Annotated in this window: 20 protein-coding genes; 12 read left to right on the top strand and 8 right to left on the bottom strand. The window is 68.5% G+C overall.

Going from position 1 to position 22,901, the window contains the following annotated elements:
* Window positions 1-132: 132 nt before the first annotated feature.
* The 3 genes from ASG73_RS16345 to ASG73_RS16335 are packed head-to-tail and all read right to left on the bottom strand — an operon-like array spanning window position 133 to window position 3,447.
* On the bottom strand, window positions 133-1,326 hold the full coding sequence (locus ASG73_RS16345; protein WP_055997863.1) for an O-antigen ligase family protein: 1,194 nt from the start codon (window positions 1,324-1,326) through the stop codon (window positions 133-135).
* A 35-nt stretch (window positions 1,327-1,361) separates the two neighbouring features.
* Window positions 1,362-1,949 carry an arsenate reductase/protein-tyrosine-phosphatase family protein gene (locus tag ASG73_RS16340; RefSeq protein ID WP_055997861.1) on the bottom strand — a complete coding sequence of 196 codons (588 nt, stop codon included), beginning with the start codon at window positions 1,947-1,949 and terminating at the stop codon, window positions 1,362-1,364.
* Window positions 1,950-1,956: 7 nt separating this feature from the next.
* Window positions 1,957-3,447 carry a polysaccharide biosynthesis tyrosine autokinase gene (locus ASG73_RS16335; RefSeq protein WP_055997858.1) on the bottom strand — a complete coding sequence of 497 codons (1,491 nt, stop codon included), beginning with the start codon at window positions 3,445-3,447 and terminating at the stop codon, window positions 1,957-1,959.
* Window positions 3,448-3,660: 213 nt separating this feature from the next.
* Between ASG73_RS16335 and ASG73_RS16330 the strand changes: the two genes are divergently transcribed.
* Genes ASG73_RS16330 through ASG73_RS16285 form a run of 10 tightly spaced genes read left to right on the top strand, consistent with a single transcriptional unit; the run spans window position 3,661 to window position 14,917 of the window.
* A complete protein-coding gene (locus tag ASG73_RS16330; protein WP_235499494.1) occupies window positions 3,661-5,481 on the top strand; it encodes a nucleoside-diphosphate sugar epimerase/dehydratase in 1,821 nt (606 codons plus the stop codon).
* Window positions 5,471-6,631 (top strand): DegT/DnrJ/EryC1/StrS family aminotransferase, encoded by a 1,161-nt coding sequence (locus tag ASG73_RS16325; RefSeq protein ID WP_055997852.1) that lies wholly within the window; start codon window positions 5,471-5,473, stop codon window positions 6,629-6,631. The genes ASG73_RS16330 and ASG73_RS16325 overlap by 11 nt, the downstream gene beginning before the upstream one ends.
* The gene (locus ASG73_RS16320; RefSeq protein ID WP_082567350.1) at window positions 6,628-7,203 is read left to right on the top strand and encodes a sugar transferase; all 576 of its coding nucleotides are present in this window, start codon (window positions 6,628-6,630) and stop codon (window positions 7,201-7,203) included. The genes ASG73_RS16325 and ASG73_RS16320 overlap by 4 nt, the downstream gene beginning before the upstream one ends.
* Complete coding sequence (locus ASG73_RS16315; protein ID WP_055997846.1) at window positions 7,200-8,495, top strand: glycosyltransferase family 4 protein; 1,296 nt, start codon at window positions 7,200-7,202, stop codon at window positions 8,493-8,495. The genes ASG73_RS16320 and ASG73_RS16315 overlap by 4 nt, the downstream gene beginning before the upstream one ends.
* On the top strand, window positions 8,492-9,514 hold the full coding sequence (locus tag ASG73_RS16310) for a polysaccharide biosynthesis protein (protein ID WP_055997843.1): 1,023 nt from the start codon (window positions 8,492-8,494) through the stop codon (window positions 9,512-9,514). The genes ASG73_RS16315 and ASG73_RS16310 overlap by 4 nt, the downstream gene beginning before the upstream one ends.
* Window positions 9,511-10,611 carry a polysaccharide biosynthesis C-terminal domain-containing protein gene (locus tag ASG73_RS16305; RefSeq protein ID WP_055997840.1) on the top strand — a complete coding sequence of 367 codons (1,101 nt, stop codon included), beginning with the start codon at window positions 9,511-9,513 and terminating at the stop codon, window positions 10,609-10,611. The genes ASG73_RS16310 and ASG73_RS16305 overlap by 4 nt, the downstream gene beginning before the upstream one ends.
* A 1-nt stretch (window position 10,612) precedes the next feature.
* Window positions 10,613-11,227, top strand: coding sequence for a GNAT family N-acetyltransferase (locus ASG73_RS16300; RefSeq protein WP_055997837.1), 615 nt, complete (start codon window positions 10,613-10,615; stop codon window positions 11,225-11,227).
* Window positions 11,224-12,363, top strand: coding sequence for a non-hydrolyzing UDP-N-acetylglucosamine 2-epimerase (wecB, locus tag ASG73_RS16295; protein ID WP_055997834.1), 1,140 nt, complete (start codon window positions 11,224-11,226; stop codon window positions 12,361-12,363). The genes ASG73_RS16300 and wecB overlap by 4 nt, the downstream gene beginning before the upstream one ends.
* Before the next feature lie 50 nt (window positions 12,364-12,413).
* A complete protein-coding gene (locus tag ASG73_RS16290) occupies window positions 12,414-13,778 on the top strand; it encodes an O-antigen ligase family protein (protein WP_055997831.1) in 1,365 nt (454 codons plus the stop codon).
* Window positions 13,779-13,780: 2 nt separating this feature from the next.
* Window positions 13,781-14,917: a glycosyltransferase gene (locus ASG73_RS16285; RefSeq protein WP_055997828.1), complete on the top strand. Its 1,137-nt coding sequence runs from the start codon at window positions 13,781-13,783 to the stop codon at window positions 14,915-14,917.
* A gap of 20 nt (window positions 14,918-14,937) precedes the next feature.
* Here the strand turns inward: ASG73_RS16285 and ASG73_RS16280 are convergent, their stop codons facing one another.
* Window positions 14,938-16,383, bottom strand: coding sequence for a lipopolysaccharide biosynthesis protein (locus ASG73_RS16280; protein WP_055997826.1), 1,446 nt, complete (start codon window positions 16,381-16,383; stop codon window positions 14,938-14,940).
* Between the two features lie 39 nt (window positions 16,384-16,422).
* Entirely contained in the window at window positions 16,423-17,643 is a 1,221-nt protein-coding gene (locus ASG73_RS16275) for a glycosyltransferase (RefSeq protein ID WP_055997823.1), read from the bottom strand.
* Between the two features lie 207 nt (window positions 17,644-17,850).
* Here ASG73_RS16275 and cysD point away from each other — a divergent pair, with 207 nt between their 5' ends.
* Together cysD and ASG73_RS16265 are read left to right on the top strand one after the other, a co-directional pair.
* The gene (cysD, locus tag ASG73_RS16270) at window positions 17,851-18,765 is read left to right on the top strand and encodes a sulfate adenylyltransferase subunit CysD (RefSeq protein WP_082567337.1); all 915 of its coding nucleotides are present in this window, start codon (window positions 17,851-17,853) and stop codon (window positions 18,763-18,765) included.
* Window positions 18,765-20,102 carry a sulfate adenylyltransferase subunit 1 gene (locus ASG73_RS16265; RefSeq protein WP_082567336.1) on the top strand — a complete coding sequence of 446 codons (1,338 nt, stop codon included), beginning with the start codon at window positions 18,765-18,767 and terminating at the stop codon, window positions 20,100-20,102. Before cysD ends, ASG73_RS16265 begins: the two co-directional genes overlap by 1 nt.
* Before the next feature lie 211 nt (window positions 20,103-20,313).
* Here ASG73_RS16265 and ASG73_RS16260 read toward each other — a convergent pair whose 3' ends face one another.
* The 3 genes from ASG73_RS16260 to ASG73_RS16250 all read right to left on the bottom strand — a co-directional run bounded on the left by ASG73_RS16260 (window position 20,314) and on the right by ASG73_RS16250 (window position 22,656).
* Window positions 20,314-21,162, bottom strand: coding sequence for a nucleotidyltransferase family protein (locus tag ASG73_RS16260; protein WP_055997820.1), 849 nt, complete (start codon window positions 21,160-21,162; stop codon window positions 20,314-20,316).
* Window positions 21,159-21,434 (bottom strand): hypothetical protein, encoded by a 276-nt coding sequence (locus ASG73_RS18000; RefSeq protein ID WP_156466349.1) that lies wholly within the window; start codon window positions 21,432-21,434, stop codon window positions 21,159-21,161. Before ASG73_RS18000 ends, ASG73_RS16260 begins: the two co-directional genes overlap by 4 nt.
* Before the next feature lie 61 nt (window positions 21,435-21,495).
* Window positions 21,496-22,656, bottom strand: a complete 1,161-nt coding sequence (locus tag ASG73_RS16250; protein WP_055997814.1) for an NAD(P)-dependent malic enzyme — start codon at window positions 22,654-22,656, stop codon at window positions 21,496-21,498.
* Window positions 22,657-22,901: the final 245 nt, after the last annotated feature.

Raw genomic sequence — 22,901 nt, 5'->3', positions numbered from 1 at the left:
GAGTATGCGCACGACACCCCCCGGAAACACATGGGCTGCATTCTGCCCCACCGACGCGGGCCTCCCGAACTCGCCCACTGCAGCGCAGTGCGGATCGGCACGTCGCGGTCGTATGGGCCCACATCCTCGACACTAGATGAGACGGCCACGATTCCGGCGGACGTGCCAGCGCGCGCTGGGGCGCGCCTCGAAGCCCCCTCCTCCGCCCACAGCAAACACGGCCGTCCAGAAGAGCACCGCCGAAGGGAACCCCCGCAGCAGGTACAGCTCCACCAGCATCGCGGGCAAGGCCAGGAGCACGGCCACGGCCAGGAGTGACAGCACCCCGCGCTGTCGGATCTCGCGGACGCATCGCGACATCACGACCGCGAGCACGGCGATGAAGAGCAGGAGCCCCACGAGGCCGTACTCCACGAGCACCTCGAGGTAGGTCGAGTGCGCGTGGTGGAGCACCGTCCCCCACGGACTGTCGTGGTAGAAGGCCGCGCGGTCGTCTCCGACCGGATGCCCTCGCTCGAGTCCCAACCACGGCCACATGCGGCTGGGCCCAAGCCCGACGATCACCGACACCCATGAGTCCGACCACGCCTCCAGCCCGGTGTTGGCGTTGTCCCACCGCTTGCGGTCGATGATCAGGTCCACTCCCCGCTGACGCGCCAGCAGCCCGACCACGGCAACGACGAGCAGTCCGGCCACGGGGCCCAGCCACCCGGGTATGTGCCGGCGGCGGGCTGCGAGAGCGACGACCACGAGGACGAGCGCGAGGAACCAGGCCGCGCGCGAAAGACTCTGCACCACGAGGAGCCCGGTGACGACGGACAGCCCCCTCCACAGCCACGTACGGTCGGGGTGGAGCCGCTCCCCGGTCAGGGTCCCGGCCAACGCGAGCGTCAGTCCGACCGCGCTGTTGGACGCGCCACCGATCGGCAGCGCCTGCCGCCAGTGGAGACCCTCGCCCAGCACGAGCGGGACGATCCACGCCGCCACCGCGGAACCGAGCACGGACGCGGCCATGACCAGCGTGACCCTCTCCGCGGTCGACTCACGAGCCTGCACGCGCGCGAGCGACCAGGGTGCGGCAGCGGCCAAGACGGCCAGCAGGGTCGCGACCGTCGCGGTCTCCCACCAGGGTCCGGACCGCAGCAGCGACACCGCCAACCACCCGCCGAACAGGACGAGGGGCACAGTCTGGCGACGGGAGAGCAGTGAGCGGTGCGTGTCCTCGAGCAGGGCCCACGCCAGTACACCCACGAGGACGATCAGCGCGAGCAGGTAGCCGACTTGCCCCGGACCGACGTTGGTGGCCGGAGGGACCGCGCACAGCACGAAGGCGGCCAGAGCGCCGACCTGGGTGGCCGGGCTCAGTCGAACTGCCTCTCGAAGGCGACGACCCGCTCCACCGCCGCGTCGACCTGACGCGCCATCCGGTCGAAGGCCTCCTGCGGCCGACGGTAGGGGTCGGCGATGTCGTCCGCGCCCTCGCCGACTCGGTTGAGTCCACGCTCTCTGGCGAGGTGCGAAGGGAGGGCTGCCCACCGCTCCTCCACCGTGGCTAGGCCGGCGAGTCGCTCGGGCCACGGCTCTCGCTCACCCGCCGAGTCGAGCAGACGGGCGAGCTCCAGGACGGTGTAGGCGCGCTTGAGATGGCGCGGCGAGTAGGAAAGCACGATCTTGCGGTGACTCACCTCGAGTGGCAGCACGACGTCGATGTCGGCGAGCAGCCGCTCGCGCAGCTGACGGGCCGCGAAGGCCTTGGTGGCGACTCCTCGGGCGTGCAGGATGCTCGCGCTGCCGGCGTCGACCGGGTCGCCGACGAGAGCGTGCGTACCCGCGCTCGTCACCTCGAAGGCCCCTGGCCGGACGGCCTCCAGCGCATGCCCGATCGCCAGCTGGGCGTACGGCGAGCGACAGATGTTTCCCGTGCAGACGGTGAGGATGCGGACGGTCACGCCGGGGTCAGCCGCGCACGCGGCGGCGCCGCTTGGCTTTGACGTCCTGGCGGCTGGTCGCCGCGGCGTCCTCGGACTCGTAGACGTAGTCGTCCGAGTACGACTTCACGTAGCCGTACTCGACGTCGCCGTACCGGACGCGGTCGACCCGGCTGGTTGATGCACCGTTGAGCACCGCACCGAGGACCTTGGCGTCGACGGCGCGCAGTGACCCGGCCGCCCGCTCCAGGGCCTCCTTGTGGGTCCTGCCGGCGGCGGCCACGAGCACGGCCCCGTCCGCGCTCCGGGTGAGCAGCACTGCGTCCGTGACAGGAAGGATCGGAGGTGCGTCGAGCACGACGAAGTGCTCCCTGGACAGCTGCTCGATCAACGCCTCCATGCGGTGCGACCCCAGCAGCTCGGAGGGGTTGGGCGGCGTCGCCCCAGCAGCGAGGATCTGCAGTCCCGGCGTCCGGGTCTCCTGCAGCGCGTCGGAGAGGGGGATGGCCCCCGCCAGCACCTCGCTCAGGCCGACGTCACCGTCCATGTCGAAGGCGCGGGCCACGGCCGAGCGTCGCAGGTCTGCGTCGACGAGCACGACCTGCTCGCCGGACTCCGCCAGCACGGTCGCGAGGTTGGCGGCGACAGTCGACTTGCCCTCACCCTGGTTGGCGCTCGTGACGACTATGGATCGGGGCTGGTTGTCGACGTCCACGAACCGCAGGTTGGTCCGCAGCTTGCGCAGCGCCTCGCCCTCGTGGAACGCCTTGGGGTGGTAGGCCTGCCCCCGCTCCGAGGAGAGTGCGGCACTCTGCGGCAGCACGCCGAGGACGCCCGCCCCAGCTGTCGCCTCGACTTCGTCGACGTGACGCAGCTTCGTGTCGTTGTGGTGCCGCAGTGCCGCGACCCCGTATCCCGCGAGCAGCCCCAACAGGAGCCCGAGCGGCAAGATACGGGTCGGGTTGGGAGAGGTGGGGGACTTCGGCAGTACCGCGGACTCGTTGGGCTCGATGAGCACCTGGGCAGTCGACTTGACCTTGCGCGTCTTGCCGTCGGCACCGACCACCTGACGCGTGGGGCCCGACTCCTCGATGCGCTTGGCCTCCTTGGCCGCGGCGGTCACGACGGCGTCTGCCACGTCACGGGCTTCCTCGGGCGTGGGTCCCGTCGCGGTGACGGTGATCGTGACGCCCTGGTCCGGGACCGCCGCAGAGATCCGGGAGACGAGATCTTGGGGTGTGCTGTCGAGACCGAGGTCCTCGATGACGGCCTCGGCGACCCGGCGGTTGGTGAAGAGCGTGACGTAGGCCTGTGCCTTTTGCTGTGCCAGCGTCTGGGAGGAGAAGGACTCCCCGATGCTCGTCCCGCCACCGGCCGTGACGTAACCACCGGCGCTCGCTGTGTAGACCTTGGGCTGCATCAGCATCCACCCGAAGGCGAGGAGCACGCCAAGCAGCGCACAGGTCGCGATCGCGACGAACTGGCGGCGGGTTATCTTCCACAGGTCTTGCAGGGTCACTCGATCTCCTCGTCGGGCCCAGCGGGTCTTCGAGCTGATCTCACTCCCCCGTGGCCGCGGCCAGTATAGGCGCGTAGGGAGCCCCCCGGTCCCTCGGAGGATCGGGTCGCGTGCGTCACGTCTTGACGCATTGCCGAAGGCAAGCGACCGGGCCTATACGATGCTTCGGGGAATCGGGGCGGGAAGTCGACCTGCTGGAACCAGGAGGACACTTTGACCAGTGATGCGGCGACGTCGGCGATGAACCGGTGGCGGTGGGCCGGAGTCGACGGGGGTTTGTGGTTCTTCGCCGTGGTGGGCGCAGTCTTCCTGCGCTTCGACTTCAACTTCACCGAAGCCTTCGCCGTAGACACCCTCTTCTTCGCCCTGGCGTGCGCCGTCGTCCATCTCGTCCTCGGCGGGCTCGCCGGGCCCTACGCCGTCGGTCACTCCCGAGGCTCCTTCGAGGAGATCATCGACCTGACGAAGACGGCCGGAGCCGTCGGCGCTCTGGGCTTGGTCGTCAACGCGCTGCTGCCGGCCCAGCTCGTCCCCCGGTCGGTCCCCATCACGGGCACGCTGGCCGCCATCATCGCGATGCTCGCGGCGCGCACCGTGTGGCGGACCCTACGCGACCGCGGGCGGAGCACCCCGGGCGACAAGCGGGTCATCGTGCTCGGCGCCGGTGAGGGTGGACGACAGCTCGTGCGGACGATGATCAAGGATCCGCGAGCTGGCCTCCAGCCCGTGGCATTGGTCGACGACAACCCGGCAAAGGCGAGGCTGAGCATCGACGGTGTCCGGGTACGCGGGACGCGCGCGGACATCCCGCGCATCGCGGACCAGACCAACGCGTCGACCATCGCGGTGGCCATCCCGTCCGCGGACTCGTCCCTGCTCACCGAGGTGCGCGCTATCGCCCGCGACGCCGACCTCGAAGTCCTCGTGCTGCCTCCGACGAGCGAGCTCTTCCACAGCCCGACCGGTCGTGACCTTCGCGCACTCGACCTCGCCGACCTTCTCGGCCGCCGGCCGGTGGAGCTCGACTCCGCGGCGATCGCCGGGACGATCAGCGGCAAGGTCGTCCTCGTCACGGGCGCCGGCGGGTCGATCGGATCGGAGCTGTGCCGCCAGATCGCGCAGTTCGGCCCGCGCCTGCTCCTCCTCCTCGACCGCGACGAGTCCGGCCTGCACGCCACCCAGATCAACTTGTCGGGCCACGGCCTGCTCGACGGCGAGGACACGATCCTGGCCGACATCCGCGACGCCGCGCGGCTCGATGAGGTGTTCGCCCAGCACAGCCCCGACGTCGTCTTCCACGCGGCAGCTCTCAAGCACCTGCCGCTGCTCGAGAGCTACCCCATGGAGGCATGGAAGACCAACGTCCTGGGCACTCTCAACGTGCTCCAGGCAGCCTTCGACCACGGAGTACGAACCTTCGTCAACATCTCCACGGACAAGGCGGCCAACCCCACCAGCGTGCTCGGGCACAGCAAGCGACTCACGGAACGGCTCACCTCGGAGTTCGCGGCTCGGGACGCGAACACGTATGTGAGCGTGCGCTTCGGCAACGTACTCGGCTCTCGTGGGTCAGTGATCACCGCCTTCACCGCCCAGATCGAGGTCGGCGGTCCCGTGACGGTGACCCACCCGGACGTGGAGCGGTACTTCATGCTCATTCCCGAGGCCTGCCAGCTCGTCCTCCAGTCCGCTGCCATCGGCACGGATGGACGGGTCATGGTGCTCGAAATGGGCACGCCTGCCAAGATCAACGACGTGGCGACCACACTGATCGACATGTCCGGCAGGGACGACGTCGAGATCCAGTACACCGGTCTGCGGCCCGGCGAGAAGCTGTCGGAGGAGCTCTTCGCCAGCAGTGAGGAGATCCGCGCAACCGACCACCCATTGGTCAACAGCGTCGACGTCCCCGCTCTGGCCGCCGCCGATGTGCGCGGCGCGCACCACCCGACGCCGGCCGCCGCTGCGCGGTGGATGCGTGACAACTCCGCGGCGCCCGACGCGAAAACGAACGAGGCGCTGAGTGCCCGCTGACCTTCCTTTCCTCCCCTTCGCCCGACCGGACATCACCGAGGCCGAGGTCGACGCGGCCTCGGACGCGATCCGTTCCGGCTGGCTGACGACCGGGCCCAACGCCGCCGCCTTCGAGTCCGAGTTCGCCGAGTTCGTCGGCGGTGACATCACCGCCGTGGCCGTCAACAGCGCCACCGCAGGACTGCACCTGGCGCTAGAGGCCCTCGGAGTCGGCCCCGGTGACGAGGTGCTCGTCCCGACCTGGACCTTCACCGCGACCGCCGAGGTCGTCCGATACCTCGGGGCCGACCCCGTGATGGTCGACGTCGACCCGGGCACCCTCAACGTGGACCTCGACGTTGCCGGGGCCGCGATCACCGACCGGACGCGCGCCATCATGCCCGTGCACTTCGCGGGGCTTCCCGTCGCGCAACAGCCTCTCCGATCCCTCGCGGACCGACACGGGCTCACGGTCGTCGAGGACGCCGCGCACGCAATCCCGGCCAGGGTGGGTTCCGCCCATGTCGGCGCCGGGCACAACGAGGCCGCAGTGTTCAGCTTCTACGCCACCAAGACGGTCACGACGGGCGAGGGCGGCATGGTGACCGTGACCGATACGGCCCTGGCCGACCGCATCCGCACCATGCGCCTGCACGGCATCAGCCGTGACGTCTTCGACCGGTACCAGAGCACGACCCCTGCGTGGCACTACGAGGTCGTGGCCCCTGGGTTCAAGTACAACCTCCCCGATCCGGCGGCCGCCATGGGGCGCGTCCAGCTCGGCCGCGCTGCAGCCATGGGGGCCCGCCGTGCCGCCATCGCCGCGACGTACACCGAGGCCTTTGCGGACCTGCCGCTGGTGCTCCCGGCCGAGGCCTCGGCCGGGATGGAGCACGCCTGGCACCTCTACGTGATCCGGCTTGGTGACGACGCTCCTGTCGATCGGGACTCCTTCGTGCAGGCGATGGCCGAGCGCGGCATCGGCACCTCGGTGCACTTCATCCCGCTGCACCTGCACCCGTACTGGCGCGACCGCTACGCGTTGTCGCCCGAAGACTTCCCGGCGGCGACTGCGGCTTATGCCCGCGTGGTGAGTCTGCCCATCTTCTCCTCCATGACGGACGGTGACGTCGAGCGCGTCGTCACGGCCGTCCGGGAGATCGTGTGGTGAAGCGAGCCTTCGACGTGGCCGCGAGCGGCGTGGGACTCGTGGTGCTCAGTCCCCTGCTCGCCGTCGTCGCCCTGATGGTCGGGGTATCGAGCCATGGACCGATCATCTTCCGGCAGGTGCGTGTGGGGCGGGCGGACACCCGCTTCGAGATCCTCAAGTTCCGGACCATGCGCCCCTCCGAGTGCGGGCCGGAGGTCACCTCCGCCGGGGACTCCCGGATCACGCCCGTGGGCGCCGTGCTGCGAGCGACGAAGTTGGACGAGCTGCCGCAGCTGGTCAACGTGCTGCGCGGCGAGATGTCGCTCGTCGGACCGCGTCCGGAAGTGCCGAGCCTGGCCCGACACTGGGCCCCGGAGCAGGCGGCCGTGATCCTCAGCGTCCGACCGGGCATCACGGACCCGGCGAGCATCAGGTTTCGCGACGAGAGCGCCCAGATGGGCGTCCAGGACGACCCTGAGGCGTACTACATCGACACCATCCTCCCGGAGAAGGCCGCGATGTACGTGGACTACGTGCTCCACCGCACCTTCGTCGGGGACCTTCGGCTGATCTGGCAGACGGTTACCGGATGAACGTCGCGACCGAGCGGTCCACGCACTCGTCCATGCGCCCTCAGCGCGCGCTGCGGATCGGAATCGTCAGCCAGTTCTACGCACCCGAGCCGGGACCGGCCCAGCTGCCGGCGAACCTCGCCGAGGGGCTGGCGGCCCGCGGCCACTCCGTCCGCGTCGTCACGGGGTTCCCCAACTACCCAACGGGCACGGTGATGCCCGGTTACCGATTGACGAGACGGATGGACGAGGTCCGCCACGGGGTCGACGTACGACGCGTATACCTCCACCCGGACCACGGGTCGGCACTGGGCAGGATCACCAACTACGGGTCCTTCGCCCTGTCCGCCATCGGCAACGGGCTCGGCCACCTGCGACATGCGGACGTCATCTGGGTCAACGCCTCCCCCATCACCCTCGCCTGGCCCATCTGGGCACTGAAGGCGCACCGCGTCCCGGTCGTCAGCCACATCCTCGACCTGTGGCCCGAGAGCCTCTACGCCAGCGGGTTCGCCTCCATGGCGGACCATCGCGCCGCCTCCCGCCTGCTCGAGGGATGGACCAGCTCCATCTACCGAGCGTCAGACCACGTCGCGTACATCGCACCGGGAGTGCGGGACCTGCTCCTCTCCAGAGGCGTCCCGGAGGCCAAGCTCCACCACATCCCGATGTGGGCGGACGAGGCAACATTCCACCCCGGCGGCGTCAGCGTGCGCACAGACCTCGGGATCTCGCCGGACGCGGTCGTCCTGCTCTACGCCGGGGCACTCGGCGAGGCCCAGGGTCTGGAGGCCCTGGTCGACGCCTGCGCTCTCGTCGACGACCCTCGATTCGTGTGCGTCATCGCCGGATCCGGAAGCTCCGAGTCCGCCCTGCGCTCACGGGCCGCCGGCATGAACCAGGTGCGGTTCATCGGCAGGGTCTCCCAGGACGCGATGACCGACCTGCTTGCGTCCGCCGATGCCAGCTTCGTGTCCCTGCGCGACACGCCCCTCGGCAGGGTGAGCATCCCCAGCAAGACCCAGGCAGCCCTGGCCTCCGGGACCCCGGTCGTCGTCGCGGCGACTGGCGACGTCCGTGAGCTGGTGGACGCCCGCGGTCTGGGCTGGACCGCGGACCCTGGCTCCCCGCAGGACATCGCCCGGGCGATCGGACTGCTGCTCAGCACCTCCACGGCCGAGCGTGCGTCCATGGGTGAGCACGCCCGCTCGGTCTACGAGAGCGACTTCTCCCTCGAGCGCGCCATCGGCCGACTCGAGACCCTGCTGCGGTCCGCAGCCACGCAGACACCACAGATCGGAGCACCCTCGTGAGCGCCTTCGCGGACTCGACGGTCACCATCACCGGAGGGACCGGATCCTTCGGCAAGACCATGGTCCAGCACCTCCTCGCCGACGGGGTCGGGAGCATCAACGTCCTCAGCCGAGACGAGGCCAAGCAGGACGAGATGCGGCAGTCGCTCGGTGACCCACGGGTGAAGTTCTTCATCGGGGACGTCCGGGACCGCGGCAGCGTGGACGCGGCGATGGCGGACACGGACTTCGTCTTCCACGCGGCTGCCCTCAAGCAGGTACCGAGCTGCGAGTTCTTCCCCGACCAGGCGGTGAAGACCAATGTCGTCGGCAGCCAGAACGTCATCGAGTCCGCCCACGTCCACGGTGTGCGCTCCGTCGTCTGCCTGAGCACCGACAAGGCCGTCTACCCGGTGAACGCGATGGGCATGAGCAAGGCCCTCATGGAGAAGACCGCGCAGGCCTTCGCCCGCAACAACCCCAACTCCCCCACCACAGTCTCGATCACCCGCTACGGCAACGTGATGTACTCACGCGGTTCGGTCATCCCCCTCTTCGTCCGGCAGATCCGCGAGGGAAAGCCGCTCACGGTCACCGAGCCGCGAATGACCCGGTTCCTGATGTCTCTCGAGGAATCCGTCGACCTCGTGAAGCACGCCTTCGTCCACGCCGAGCCCGGCGACCTCTTCGTGAAGAAGGCACCGGCCTGCACGGTGGACACGCTGGCGCGCGCCGTCTCGTCTCTCATGGGGGTCGAGCCCGACATCCGCAGGATCGGGATCCGGCACGGCGAGAAGATGTACGAGACCCTCCTCTCCCGCGAGGAGATGCTCAAGGCCACCGACCAGGGCGACTACTTCCGCGTGCCCCTCGACGCGCGCAGCCTCGACTACTCGAAGTACGTCGAGGAGGGCGAGGACGAGGCGATAGTCGCCGCGGACTTCGACTCCGACAACACCGAGCGTCTGGATCTCGAGGCGACGAGGCGCCTCGTGGCCTCCCTCCCGGAGATGGTCGACGTCCTGAGGGCACTGTCGTGAAGATCCTCCTCACCGGCAGCAACGGTTTCCTCGGGTGGCACACCCGACTGCGCCTGCACGCGCTCACCGACCACGAGGTCGTGCCAGTCGGGCGGCAGGAGTGGGGGGGGCTCGACCGACTCGTCGCGGGTGCCGACGCCGTGATCCACGTGGCCGGAGTCAACCGTGCTGAGACGGACAATGAGGTCCGCGAGGGCAACGTGTCCCTGGCCGAGGACCTCGCCGCAGCGATCACGAAGGGGGGGTCCCCCCTTCGTGTCGTTTATGCGAACTCGACCCAAGCCGGCAACGGCAGCCCCTACGGTGACGGCAAGCAGGAGGCCGCGCGAATCCTGCGCGACGCGGCGTCCGCTGTCGGCGGTCACCTCGTCGACGTCCGCCTCCCCAACGTCTTCGGGGAGCACGGCCGCCCCGGATACAACTCCTTCGTCGCCACCTTCGTCCACGCCACGGTCTCGGGCGAGGACGTGACGATCAACGACAACGAGGTCGGTCTGCTGCACGCCCAGGACGCAGCTCAGGGCCTCCTCGACGGGCTGTTCACCGCCGACCCGGTCCTGCGTCCAGAGCCAGAGGCCCACGGTGTGCAGGAGGTCTGGGACCTGCTGCAGGAGTTCCACAGCACCTACGTGCCAACCGGCGAGATCCCCGACCTGGCGACGAAATTTCGGATCGACCTCTTCAACACCTACCGGGCGGCCCTCTTCCCCGACCACTACCCGATCCGGCTGGTGCCGCACGCGGACGCCCGCGGAGCCTTCGTCGAGACAGTGCGTTGTCGCGGCGGCGAGGGGCAGACCTCCTTCTCGACCACGGTGCCGGGCGTCACCCGCGGCGAGCACTACCACCTGCACAAGATCGAGCGCTTCGCCGTCATCCGGGGCACGGGCACGATGGAACTGCGCAAGATGTTCACCGACGAGGTGCTCACCTTCGAGACAGATGGTGAGGCACCCGTGGCGATCGACATGCCGGTCGGCTGGGTGCACAACATCACCAACACCGGCGACGAGGTGCTCTTCACGCAGTTCTGGAGCCACGAGCTCTTCCGGCCCGAGGCACCGGACACCTTCGTCCAGCCTGTACGGACGTCCTGACATGAGCGACCACCGACTGGGACCGATGACGACACAGGACCCCGCCCTCCTGGCCCGGGTCCACGAGAGCGCCTTCCCGGAGTTCTTCCTCTCGGCGCTGGGTCTGCGCTTCCTCACCGAGTTCTACGCCGGGTTCCTCGGCGACCCGACGGCCGTGGCAGTCGTCGCACGTGACGCGGGTGGCGTTGTTGTCGGAGCAGCGGTGGGTACTACCGAACCTGCGGGCTACTACCGACGTCTCCTCAGGAGGCGACTCGCGGGTCTGGTGGTCGCGAGCGCAGTGGCCGCTGCCCGCAGGCCCAAGGCGATCCTCCGCCTGGCACGCGGCGCCTTCTACCGTGGAGAGGCGGGCGACGACGGCAAACCGACCGGCGCCTTGCTCAGCTCGATCTGCACCGCCCCGTCGGCTCAGAACACGGGCCTCGGCAAGCGGCTCCTCGTCGAGTGGGAGTACCAGGCCAGGGCGAAGGGCGCCTCGACCGCCCACCTGAGCACGGACGCCCGTGACAATGACGCCGCCAACGGCTTCTATCGTTCCTCCGGGTGGGTCCTGGACCGCGAGTACCGGACGCGCGAAGGTCGGCTCATGAACCTCTACAGGAAGGCGCTCGCATGACGCTCAAGGTCATGACCGTCGTCGGCACGCGCCCAGAGCTCATCCGGCTCTCGCGCGTCCTCCACAGGCTGGACGACACCGCCGGCATCGACCACGTCCTGGTCCACACCGGGCAGAACTACGACTACGAGCTCAACCAGGTCTTCTTCGACGACCTCGGCATCCGCCAGCCCGACCACATGCTCGGCGTTGACACCTCGTCGCTCGGGGCGGTCCTCGGTGGGACGCTCATCGCCGTCGAGAGCGTCATCCGTGAGGAGCAGCCGGACGCACTGCTCGTCCTTGGCGACACCAACTCGTGCATCGCCGCGCTCATGGCCCGCCGCATGAAGGTGCCGGTCTACCACATGGAGGCCGGCAACCGATGCTTCGACCTCAACGTCCCCGAGGAGACGAACCGTCGCCTCGTGGACCACGTCGCGGACTTCAACCTCGTCTACACGGAGCACGCGCGACGCAACCTGCTCGCCGAGGGGCTCCACCCTCGCCGGATCCTCAAGACCGGCTCGCCGATGCGCGAGGTGCTCAATGCCTACGCGGACCAGATCCAGACGTCCCCAGTGCTGGCCGACCGGGGCCTGAGCGAAGGGGGCTACTTCCTGGTCAGCGCCCACCGCGAGGAGAACGTCGACTCCCCCGAGCGACTGCGCATGCTGCTCGCCTGCCTCAACGCGGTCCACGAGAAATTCGGTCTGCCCGTCTTCGTGTCGACGCACCCGCGCACACGCAAGCGCCTCGAAGCCCTGCCCGACTGGTCCGCTCCACAGGGGATCACCTTCAGCGACCCGCTCGGGTTCCACGACTACAACAAGCTGCAGCTCTCGGCTGCCTGCTGCCTGAGCGACTCCGGGACGATCGCCGAGGAGTCCTCGCTGCTCGGGTTCCCCGCAGTCACGCTGCGTGACTCCATCGAGCGCCCCGAGGCCCTCGACACCGGAGGGATCATCATGACCGGGCTCGACGTCGACGACGTGGTCGCTGCCGTCCAGGTCGCCATGGCCTCCGGGTACACCCAGGACGGCGTGGGGCACCTCACGCCCGATGACTACCTCATCGACAACACCAGCGAGCGCACGGTGAAGTTCATCCTGTCGACGGCTCGGCGCCATCACGCGTGGGCCGGGATCCGCAGCTGATGGACCAGGTTGTCAGGAGAGGATCGACCAAGGCTCCGCCATGGAGCGGTGTGGACGAGAGCCTGGGTTCGACGGCTGCAGGCACCCCGGTCGAAGCGGACGTGATAGCCAGCACCGCAACGCTCCAGGTTCGGTGGCCACGTCGCCTGAGCCTGTTCCTGATCCCGTCGCTCGCCGCCTTGGGCCCATGGGCATCCTTCACCCCCGGAGCCGAGGGCTCGCCCTATTTCTTCCGGATTCTGCTCGTGCTGATGTTGCTGCCTGCCCTGTCGGGCCTCAGGCAGGAGTGGCACACGTTGCCTCCGAGGATGCGGAGTGCGGCGTGGGCCAGCCTGATCTTCCTCCTCTGGGGGTGCTTCGGGCTCCTCTGGACGCCTGACACGGCCCTCGGGCAGCGCAATCTCATCAGCGTCACGCTGGGCATGATCAGTGTGGGAGTCATGCTCGGCACCATGAGGGGCAACCCGCGCGCCATGGCCAGCCTGCGGTGGGGGTTCTTGGCTGCGGTGGTCGTCACGGGTGCCATCGGTCTGTGGGAGATCCGTACTGGGGCCCACCTCAGCGAGCACACCGACGGCGCATATTCCTTCAGCTCTACGTCCATTGCCGCGTCCTTCATCAACCCCAACAACTTCGGGGCCTTCTTGCTCGGCACTGTGGGCCCGACCCTTATCGTGATCGCACGGCTGAGATCGATTGTCGCCCAGGGGCTGGTCAGTCTCCTCTTGGTCTTCACGCTCTTCCTTGCGATCAATACCGAGAGCCGAGGCGCGGTCGCCGGTGCCCTGACCCTCATCTTGATCGCTTCGCTCGCGCTCGCTGCCTTTGACCTCGGGTACTTCCTTGTCACGGTTCTGCTCGTCACCCCCGTGGCACTGGCGATCCCCGTGTTCTTCTCTCGCCGGCTCTCGGCACTGATCACGTCGGTGACGAGTCAGGCCGACGCCGGCAGCGACAGTCTGCGCGTCGCCCTCACCGAGCACGCGGTGCGGTACTTCTTCGAGAGCGGAGGGGTTGGCACAGGCCCGGGATCCTTCCAAGCCGTTCTCGCAGCGGACCCCCAGCGGGGCACGGGGCGCATCGTCCCGGCTCACAACACGTTTGCCCAGATCGCCGCCGAATACGGAGTCATCGGTCTCGTCGCGTTTCTCGTCATCATCGTGGCCTGCGTGGCCGCGGTACTTCCGGTGGCCAAGGTCGGTCCCCAGAGGCTGCTGCAGTTCGAGGTGGTCCTGTGCTTCGCGGCGCTGGTGTACGCCGGACTTATCGCGAGCTCTGTCCTCGGGGATCCATCGTGGTGGGTCCTCATCGGCTACATGCTGTGTCTCTCGTGGACGCACTGGACCACGCCATCGGGCCCCCCCGCACGCGATGACGCAGCGGACCGGGTGGAGCTGAACCGAGATGGCGGCTGACGATGTCCAAGATTCTTCTCCTCAGCGATGTCTTCCCCACCGTGGCCAGGCCACTGGGCGGGACCTTCATCGACGAGCGCGTTACCGCCCACGAGGCGCACGGTGAGGTCGTGGAGCGGGTCGACCTGAGGCTGCGTCCGACGCGAACACTGAGACGACTGCTGCTGTCCACCGACCGCGACGTCGAGGACCCCGTGCCCGGTGCAGCGCCCTTCGTCGGGCTGAGAGCTTCACCGATCGGCTTTGTACGGCTGCGCCGTTCCACCAGGTTGCGACCGTGGGCGGAGACCCTCGCGGACGAGGTCGAGGGGCTCCTTGGCGCGATCGACCACGACGTCATTCACGCGCACGGCATGTACCAGGTCGGAGCCGGGCTCGTGGCAGCGGTTCTTGCGGAGAGACACGCCGTCCCCTTCGCAGTGACCCTCCACGGGTCCGACGTGAACTTCGGCATGCAGGTGCGTCCTGGCGAGTTCGCATGGACGATCAGCCAGGCACACTCGGTCATGTACGTGAGTCCCGCCCTGAGGGCCCGGGCGCACGAGCTGGGCGCCACCGAGAACAATGATGTGGTCACCGGCAACGGCGTCGACCTCGACCTCTTCGCCCTCGGGCCGAGAGATCGATCACCCGAGGTGCTCTTCGTGGGCAGCTTGGCGACCGTCAAGGGAGCCGACCGCCTACCCGAGATCTTCCGTCAGGTTCACGCGAAGGTGCCAGCTGCCCAGATGACGGTCATCGGTGTCGGGGGCCTCGACGGCGACCTTCGGGCGGCCACTGCAGACCTCCCGGTGCAATTCACGGGCCCCCGGAGCCGGGAGGAGGTGGCTGCCGCGATGCGCCGGGCGTCTGTTCTCGTCATCCCGAGTCGCAGCGAGGGGTGGCCGACCGTCATCAACGAAGCCCTGGCCTCGGGGACCCCGGTTGTTGCCACCGATGTGGGTGGTGTGCGCCGGGCCCTCGCTCACGACGACTGGGTCGTGCCGGCCGAGCCGGATCCGGAGGGAGCCGTGGCCCGCAAGATCGTCAGCGTCCTCGGCGAGGACGTGGACAGAGAACAGCTGCGGGCCCAAGCCGGTCGGTATTCGTGGGCCGCTGTCACCGAGCGCGAGCGAACAGCCCTTGGCCTAACCAGCTAGCCATAGGGTCTGGGCCGGGGTCAACCTCGGCGCCTCACGCGGGTCCAGAGCGAAACCAGTTGGCGTCGCTGGAGTACGCCCCATGTCACGACGAAGACGCCCACCGCGAGCAGGTCCACCCCAAAGCCGGTGGACCGCTCGGCAAGCTGCCACGAGATCACCCATATGAGCCCGGAGACCAAGATGAGGAGAACGGAGTTGGTGGCCCAACGCTGCTGGCTTCGGGTCCACGCACGGACGTAGATGGCTGCCGCGATCAGCAACGTCCCGAGCGCATAGCCGGTGGCGACACCCATGACGCCCCAACCCTGCGGCATCGTCCACCACACCAGCGCGCCCACCGCGAAACCGGCCACGCTGGCCAGGCTGGAGAAGACGATTCCGCCCCGCGTGGAGACCGAGATCGCGCCTTGGCTGGGTGAGGCGATGCTGCGCCACATGGCCGGGATCAGGAGGAGCGGCGCGACCTGCGCGGCCTCCGCGTAGCGGCTCCCCCACACCAGCTCCACGAGGGGCCGGCATCCGATCACCACGACGCCGAAGATGAGCACCATGATCGCCGTGAGCGCCCTGGTCGACTGATCCAGCTGCCAGCGCACCGCCTCGGTGTCACCCCTTCCGAGGGCCTCGGCCATGGACGGGAAGAGCACCTGCGCCAACGAGTTGGCCACCATCGCGGCCGGTGCGGCAAGCACCATTGCAGCAGCGAACTGGCCCGCCTCCGCGTGACCGGCCACTGCCACGGCCACGATCATGGCGAACTGGGCGAATCCGGCGCTCGCCAGCGTCCCCAACGACCCCCACGCGACGAAGACATCGATTTCACGCCGCGCGGCCGGACCCAGCCCACCTCCAGCCTGCCAGGGCCAGCAGGCCAACGCGTAGACGCCGTACGTGACGGCCAAGACACCCAGCACGAGGATGGTGGGCACTTCGGAGAGAAGGACCAGCAGCACCCCTGCCACGGCGGAGGTTGTCGTGACGAGATCCCACTTGAGTTGTCGTGAGGTCTGGCCCGCTCCATAGTGCACTCCCCTCGCGAAGCAGTAGCACGAGAAGGACGCCACGAGGAGCGCGATGACGCCAGCGCCAGCGAGGGTCCCCCCGAGATGTAGCCAGATCGGGATGGACAGGATGCTGAGTGGCAAGGCGGCCAGCAGCGTCCGTCGCCCCAGGAAGGCCGCCACGGCGTTGACGTCGCTCCCTTCGCCCCGGGACCGGGCGACGAAACGGCTCGCGGCCTCTCCTGTCGTCGTCGGCCACACCAACGTCAGCAGGTTGGCCAGAGACATGCCGCTCGAGACCACGGCGAGGGTCGCGGGGCCGGTGAACCGGCCCACGAGGAAACTCACGAGGAACCGCAGCCCGCCCTGGAGTACGAGGCTGGCCAGCGCCTGCCCGCCCCGTGTGCCTGTCCGGCCTGATACCCGGGCCTTCAGGTCCACCGGTCGGAGCATCGACGTCATGATCGTGGCGCCTTGCGGGTGTCAAGTGGCTTCACGGCGTCAGCGGCCCCATCGGCTACGCCGCACCGAGAATCCGTCCACCGCTGCCAATACCTTGCCGAACTCACTCTCCCACGTGAGCGACTCCCCCGCCACGGCATGGCAATGCTGGCCGAGGGTCTGTAGGTCGTCGCGGCTCGACCTGCTGGCGATGTTGCGCAGCGCAGCGGCGATGGCCTCCGCTGATACCTCGGTGAGCCAACCGACCCCGAACTCGGTGATGAAAGCCCGGTTCTCGGGGAGGTCACCGGCCAGTACGGGCCGACCTGACGCCACCGTCTCGATAATCTTGTTGGACAGGGAATCGTTGCCAGGGTCTGCGCCCTCGTAGAGGGCGAGACCAACGTGACCTACCGTGTACGTCTGCGACACTTGGGAGGAATCGATCCGCCCTTCGAGCGAGACGATGTCCTCGACCCCCTCGCTCACTATGAGATCGCGCAGCGACTGCAGGTAGTCGGGCCTTCCGCTGCCGAAGATCGCAACGCGCAGGTCCGTACCCTCGCGACGTGCGATCGCCGCTGCCCGGATGAGCAGTTCCAGCGCGCGGCCCGGGAAGAGCGAACCCACGGTGACGACGCGAAGCGGGGGCGCCTCCGGTTGGTCGACCCACTCCGTGCGCCACTCCGCGAGCGGGGCGTTGCGCACGACGAGCGCGTGGCGCACCCCCATGGTGGACCGGAGGATTTCGGCATGGCCGGGCGCGACGACGGTGACTAGCGACGCCTGAGGCGCAGCGGCGCGGATGACAATCGGCTCGAACCGGCTGATGGTGCCGAAGAGCGATCCCTTGGCTGTCACCGAGGCGGGCCGTTCGTTCACATCCATGATCAGCCGAGAGCCGAACCTCGCTCGGTGGAGCATCGCAACCGGGACTAGGGGCACGCCAGTGACATGCACCACATCCGCAGGGCTGCGCAGCGTCACTACTATCATCCGCAGCAGCGCGGGGAGGAAGCTGAGCAATGCGTTGCGTAGCTGCGCGCCTCCGGAGCTCCCCAGATCTGTCCGCGGCACGACCACGTGGTGGCTGACGACGCCCCCGTGGCGCACTACCCCTGCTTCGACCTCGTCGACGGTCCGACCGGCTCGCTGCGGGGCGAGGAACCTGACCCGATGACCCGCACCGGCGTAGGCCTCGGCCGCCTTGCGCGTCCTCGTCGCGAAGGGATGCGGCAACAGCGACAGCACTAAGACGTCTCGCGACGCGTGAGAGCGCACAGCGTGCCTTCCTGGAGGACCGATGGTTGCCGATGCATGCCTGGGGAACGGAGCCGCAGCGGCCGGAGCGGGCGCACCGAAGGCTACCGGCTGCCCATGAACGGTGTGTGCCACCTGCTGACACTGCCATCCAACACCTGAGCACTAGTTTGGACATCCATAACATCCAGTTATGCTCCATGGGTCCCGTCCGAAGAGAGGTTCCCCGTGCCCACTGCTGCCCCACAGGCTGCCCTGACGCACCTCGACGTCCTCGAGTCCGAGTCGATCCACATCATCCGTGAGGTCGCCGCAGAGTTCGAGCGCCCCGTCCTGATGTTCTCCGGAGGCAAGGACTCGATCGTCATGCTCCGGCTCGCCGAGCGTGCATTCGCCCCCGCCAAGATCCCGTTCGGCCTGCTTCAGGTCGACACCGGCTTCGACTTCCCCGAGGTCCTCGCCACCCGCGACCGCTGGGTCGAGCGCCTCGGGATCGACCTGCATGTCGCCTCCGTCGACGAGGCGATCGCCCAGGGCATTGTCATCGACGACGGCAAGACCTCGCGCAACCGTCTGCAGATCGGAACCCTGCTCCACGCCATCGAGGAGCGCGGCTACACCGCTGCCTTCGGCGGCGGACGGCGTGACGAGGAGAAGGCGCGCGCCAAGGAGCGCATCTACTCCCACCGCGACGACTTCGGCCAGTGGGACCCCAAGAACCAACGCCCGGAGCTGTGGTCGCTCTACAACGGGCGTATCCACGAGGGCGAGCACATGCGCGTCTTCCCGCTGAGCAACTGGACCGAGCTCGACATCTGGCAGTACATCGGCCGGGAGCAGCTCGACATCCCCGAGATCTACTACTCGCACCAGCGACGCGTCTTCGAGCGGGACGGGATGCTCCTCACCGAGAGCGAGCACAACCCCCTTCGCGCTGGTGAGGTCGCGAGCGAGCGGACCGTCCGGTTCCGCACCGTCGGCGACCTGACGCTCACCGGGTGCGTGGAGTCTCCGGCCGCAACCGTCACAGAGATCATCGACGAGATCTCGATCGCCCGCCTGACCGAGCGTGGCGCCACCCGTGGCGACGACCGATTCAGCGAGGCCGCCATGGAGGACCGCAAGAAGGAGGGGTACTTCTGATGAGTACCGACACCCTGACCACCCCCCTGCCCGAGCAGTCCGCGACCTCGGTCGGTACCAACCTCGACCTGGGTCTGCTCCGCGTTGCGACGGCCGGGTCCGTGGACGACGGCAAGTCGACCCTCATAGGGCGGCTGCTGCTGGACAGCAAGGCCATCTTCGAGGACCAGCTCGAGGCGGTCGAAGCCACCAGCAAGGCCAAGGGCCACGACCACACCGACCTGGCGCTGCTCACCGACGGCCTGCGCAGCGAGCGCGAGCAGGGCATCACCATCGATGTCGCGTACCGCTACTTCGCGACTCCCCGGCGCAAGTTCATCCTTGCCGACACCCCCGGGCACGCGCAGTACACGCGCAACATGGTCACCGGCGCCTCGACTGCCGATCTCGGGCTTGTCCTCGTCGATGCGCGCCACGGGCTCACCGAGCAGTCGCGCCGGCACACCGTGCTCCTGTCGCTGCTACAGGTCCCGCACATCACCCTCGTGGTCAACAAGATGGACCTCGTCGACTTCGACGAGGCCGTCTACACACAGATCCGTGACGACTTCCTCGCCTTCGCCGAGCAGCTCCAGGTGCCGGCCGTCGCGACCTTCCCCATCAGTGCGCTTGCCGGCGACAATGTTGTCGAGACCAGCGACTCCATGCCCTGGTACACCGGGACGAGCCTGCTCGAGCACCTCGAGACGGCTGAGAACGCCGACCTCTTCGAGGACAAGGGCGACCGCTTCCCCGTCCAGTACGTCATCCGTCCGCAGCAGGGCGAGCACCGCGACTACCGGGGATATGCCGGTCGGGTCGAGGCGGGCACCTTCACCGTCGGCCAGGAGATCGTCGTCCTGCCCAGCGGGGTCCGCACGACCATCGCCGGCATCGACACCCTCGACGCCACCCACGACCAAGCGGTGAGCGGTCAGTCCGTCACCCTGCGTCTCGCCGACGAGGTCGATGTCTCACGTGGTGACCTCATCGCAGACGCCGAGCATGCGCCCGAGGTCACCCGAGAGGTGACCGCCACAATCTGCTGGATGTCGACCGGCGCGCTCCACAGCCGTCAAAAGCTGCTCCTCAAGCACACCACCCGCACCGTGAAGGCCGTCGTCGACGGCTTGGGTGCGCGTCTGGACGTCAACACCCTCGAGCGGGACGGCGAGGCCAGCGAGCTGGGCCTCAACGAGGTCGGCACCGTCTCCCTGCGGCTGTCCCAGCCGCTCGCCGTCGACGCGTATGCGACCCACCGGGCCACGGGGTCCTTCATCCTCATCGATCCGGCGACCGGTAACACCGTCGGAGCGGGGATGATCTCGAGCACACACGGGGTCGAGTACACGATCTGACAGGCAGCCACTCTTGACCGTTCGGGGCCGGCCTGCATGACCGCTTCCCGTGGGCTGAGGTTCCTCAGCGACGGCGCCCCGACGGAGTTTGCCCACGACATCCTCACAGCACGCGCAGCCGCGCGGCGATCCACGACTTCGACCCTTTCGCGGTGGAGCTCGTCGAGGTGCACGCCCACCACCCCAACGAGAGGGAGTAGCGACCGAGAGGTCAGCGTCGCTTGAGCATCCGCTGGATCCGGACCCACAGGATTTGTTGGGGACTGCGATACGGCACCCCGTGGGACTGGGCCCAGAAGCGTGCAACCTTCGGGTCCAGCGTCAGCTGCTCCCACACCACCCGTGGCGCAGATCGTGGAGACCGGCGCAGGACATCGCAGATGAGGTCGCGTCCGCTGTTGCGGGCGCCCCGCTCCACCCAGGAGCCGAAGCCGTCCGGCGCCGGTTGGTCCGGGTCGGGGCCCCCGAGTGCCGCGATGATCGGAGCTGCAGTGTGTCGGGCGCCGACCGCTATGGCGGCTGCCTCCACGGCACCGACATCGACCGCAACCGCGGCCTCGACGACACGCCGCGCGGCCTCGGGGCGGCGCTCGTGCTCAAGCATCTTGATCGAGTTGAGCCCCTCGATGACGAGCGCGTGCTCTCGTCCCGTGCACACCACGTCCTGATGTCCCACCTGCACCATCGTGCGTGCGCGCCAGAGCTGGTCGAAGGCGTCGTGTGCCAGAAAGCCAGTGAAGTGGTGGTGGAGGTCGAGCGTCGCCGGGAACTGCCGGTGGCTGAAGGTCGTGGAGTAGATGACATCGTCCAGGGCAGGAGGGAACCAGTGCGAGATGATCCCCCACCCGGCACCCGCCAGGACCGCACTCGCCCGCTCACGATCCTCGGGGGCGATGATCAGGTCGATGTCGTTGCTGTGGCGCGGCGCCCGTACCCCGAGAGCGATGAAGGCCGGTCCCTTGATGGCGAGCGACCTGATCCCTGCCGCCTCCAGCAGTCGCTGGAGGTGCACCGTGCCCAGCGGGACGGCCTCGGCAAGCGTCAGCGGGACGCTGCTCACGCCGTAACCTGCTCGACCGCACCCACGACACCGAGGGACTCGACGAAGCTGGCGACGAAGTCCGCGGCCTCCCCTTCGTCCACGATGTCGGCGGCGATCACCTCGAGGCCCGCTTGGGTCACCGGGCCGTCCGCCAGGGCGGCCCACAGGGCTGCGAAGGGAGCCTGCACGTGCATCGGCTGCGCCATCGGGTCGCGAGTGTCGATGAGCGCGACGCGCTCAGGCTCGGCCGCCACCCAAGCGATGCCCGGAGCGACTCGCCATCGAGTCATGCACAGGTCCCATCGAGGCTCGCTCGCTGCGCGAGCTCGCATCTCAAGGAGCGTGGGCAGGTCATCCGGCGTGGGCCGCCACGGCGGCGGCGACGGCCTCGGCCACGCCCTCCTGGAAGACGGGCGGGACGATGCAGTCGACCGTCGGCTCCGCGACGAGGTCGGCGATGGCGCGGGCAGCTGCCAGCTTCATCTCCTCGCTGATCTGCACTCCCCCGGCGTCGAGGGCCCCGCGGAAGATCCCCGGGAATGCCAGCACGTTGTTGATCTGGTTGGGGAAGTCGCTGCGGCCCGTGGCGACGATCGACGCGTACTTGTGCGCGATGTCGGGGTGCACCTCGGGCGTCGGGTTGGCGAGAGCGAAGATCATCGGACCCTCGGCCATCGCCGCGATCTGCTCCTCGGGCACCGTGCCGCCGGAGACGCCGATGTAGACGTCGGCGCCCTTGAGCGCGTCGCCCATCGTCCCGGTCTTGCCCGTGACATTGGTCGTCGCCGCGAGCATCTCCTTGTGCGCCACCAGGTCGTTGCGGTGCTTGCCGATGATGCCGCGCGAGTCGCACACGACGACGTCGGTGACACCCGCCAACTGCAGCAGCTGGGTGACCGCGACGCCAGCCGCGCCGGCGCCGGCGACGACGACGCTGAGCGAGGAGATCTCACGGCCCAGCACGCGGCACGCGTTGATCATGCCGGCGAGCACGACGATCGCCGTGCCGTGCTGGTCGTCGTGGAAGACGGGGATGTCCAGCCGCTCACGCAGCCGACGCTCGAGGTCGAAGCAGCGCGGGGCCGAGATGTCCTCGAGGTTGATCCCACCGAAGCTCGGCGCCATCCGCGCGATCGCCTCGAAGAGCTCGTCGACCGTGCCGGACTCCAGACACACCGGGATCGCGTCGACACCGGCGAAGTGCTTGAAGAGCACCGCCTTGCCCTCCATGACCGGCATCGCGGCCAGCGGGCCGATGTCGCCCAGGCCGAGCACGGCCGTGCCGTCGGTGATGACGGCGACCGTGTTGTTGCGCGCGGTGTAGCTACGCGAGAGCGACGGGTCCTGCTCGATCGCGAGGCAGACGTCGGCGACACCCGGCGTGTAGAGGAGCGCGAGATCGTCCATCCCCCGCAACGGTTTCGTGGCCCGTACCTCGACCTTGCCGCCCTCGTGGGCGACGAACTGCGGGGCAGTCAGGTCATACGTGGTGGTGGGCTCGGACGCGGACACGGCAGACAGACCTCGGAAACTCGTGGAGCAGAAGTTGGGCGGCCCTGTGATGACCGGGTGAGGTCACGACGGGCGGCTGGTGAGCCGCGACCATCTTCCCACACGTGCAGGGCCGCTCCGGTGCGAGGCTCGCCACCCTTCGAGACGGTCGCTGCGCGACCTCCTCAGGGAGCGGGGCGGATGTGCCACCATTGCGCTACGCCGCACCTCGCATCGCCCTCCCCCTTCGTACGACGGTCACTGCG

It is taken from the genome of Janibacter sp. Soil728, from assembly GCF_001428305.1.
In the GTDB taxonomy this organism is placed as follows: Bacteria; Actinomycetota; Actinomycetes; order Actinomycetales; family Dermatophilaceae; genus Janibacter.
The sequence above is the reverse complement of the archived record's forward strand: the minus strand, read 5'-3'. Positions and strand labels throughout refer to the sequence as shown.

Excerpts from the sequence above, each read along its gene's own strand:
- ASG73_RS16315 (WP_055997846.1), top strand. The coding sequence starts at position 7,200 with ATGAACGTCGCGACCGAGCGGTCCACGCACTCGTCCATGCGCCCTCAG.
- ASG73_RS16300 (WP_055997837.1), top strand. The coding sequence starts at position 10,613 with ATGAGCGACCACCGACTGGGACCGATGACGACACAGGACCCCGCCCTC.
- wecB (WP_055997834.1), top strand. The coding sequence starts at position 11,224 with ATGACGCTCAAGGTCATGACCGTCGTCGGCACGCGCCCAGAGCTCATC.
- ASG73_RS16285 (WP_055997828.1), top strand. The coding sequence starts at position 13,781 with ATGTCCAAGATTCTTCTCCTCAGCGATGTCTTCCCCACCGTGGCCAGG.
- ASG73_RS16280 (WP_055997826.1), bottom strand. The coding sequence starts at position 16,383 with ATGACGTCGATGCTCCGACCGGTGGACCTGAAGGCCCGGGTATCAGGC.
- ASG73_RS16265 (WP_082567336.1), top strand. The coding sequence starts at position 18,765 with ATGAGTACCGACACCCTGACCACCCCCCTGCCCGAGCAGTCCGCGACC.
- ASG73_RS18000 (WP_156466349.1), bottom strand. The coding sequence starts at position 21,434 with ATGACTCGATGGCGAGTCGCTCCGGGCATCGCTTGGGTGGCGGCCGAG.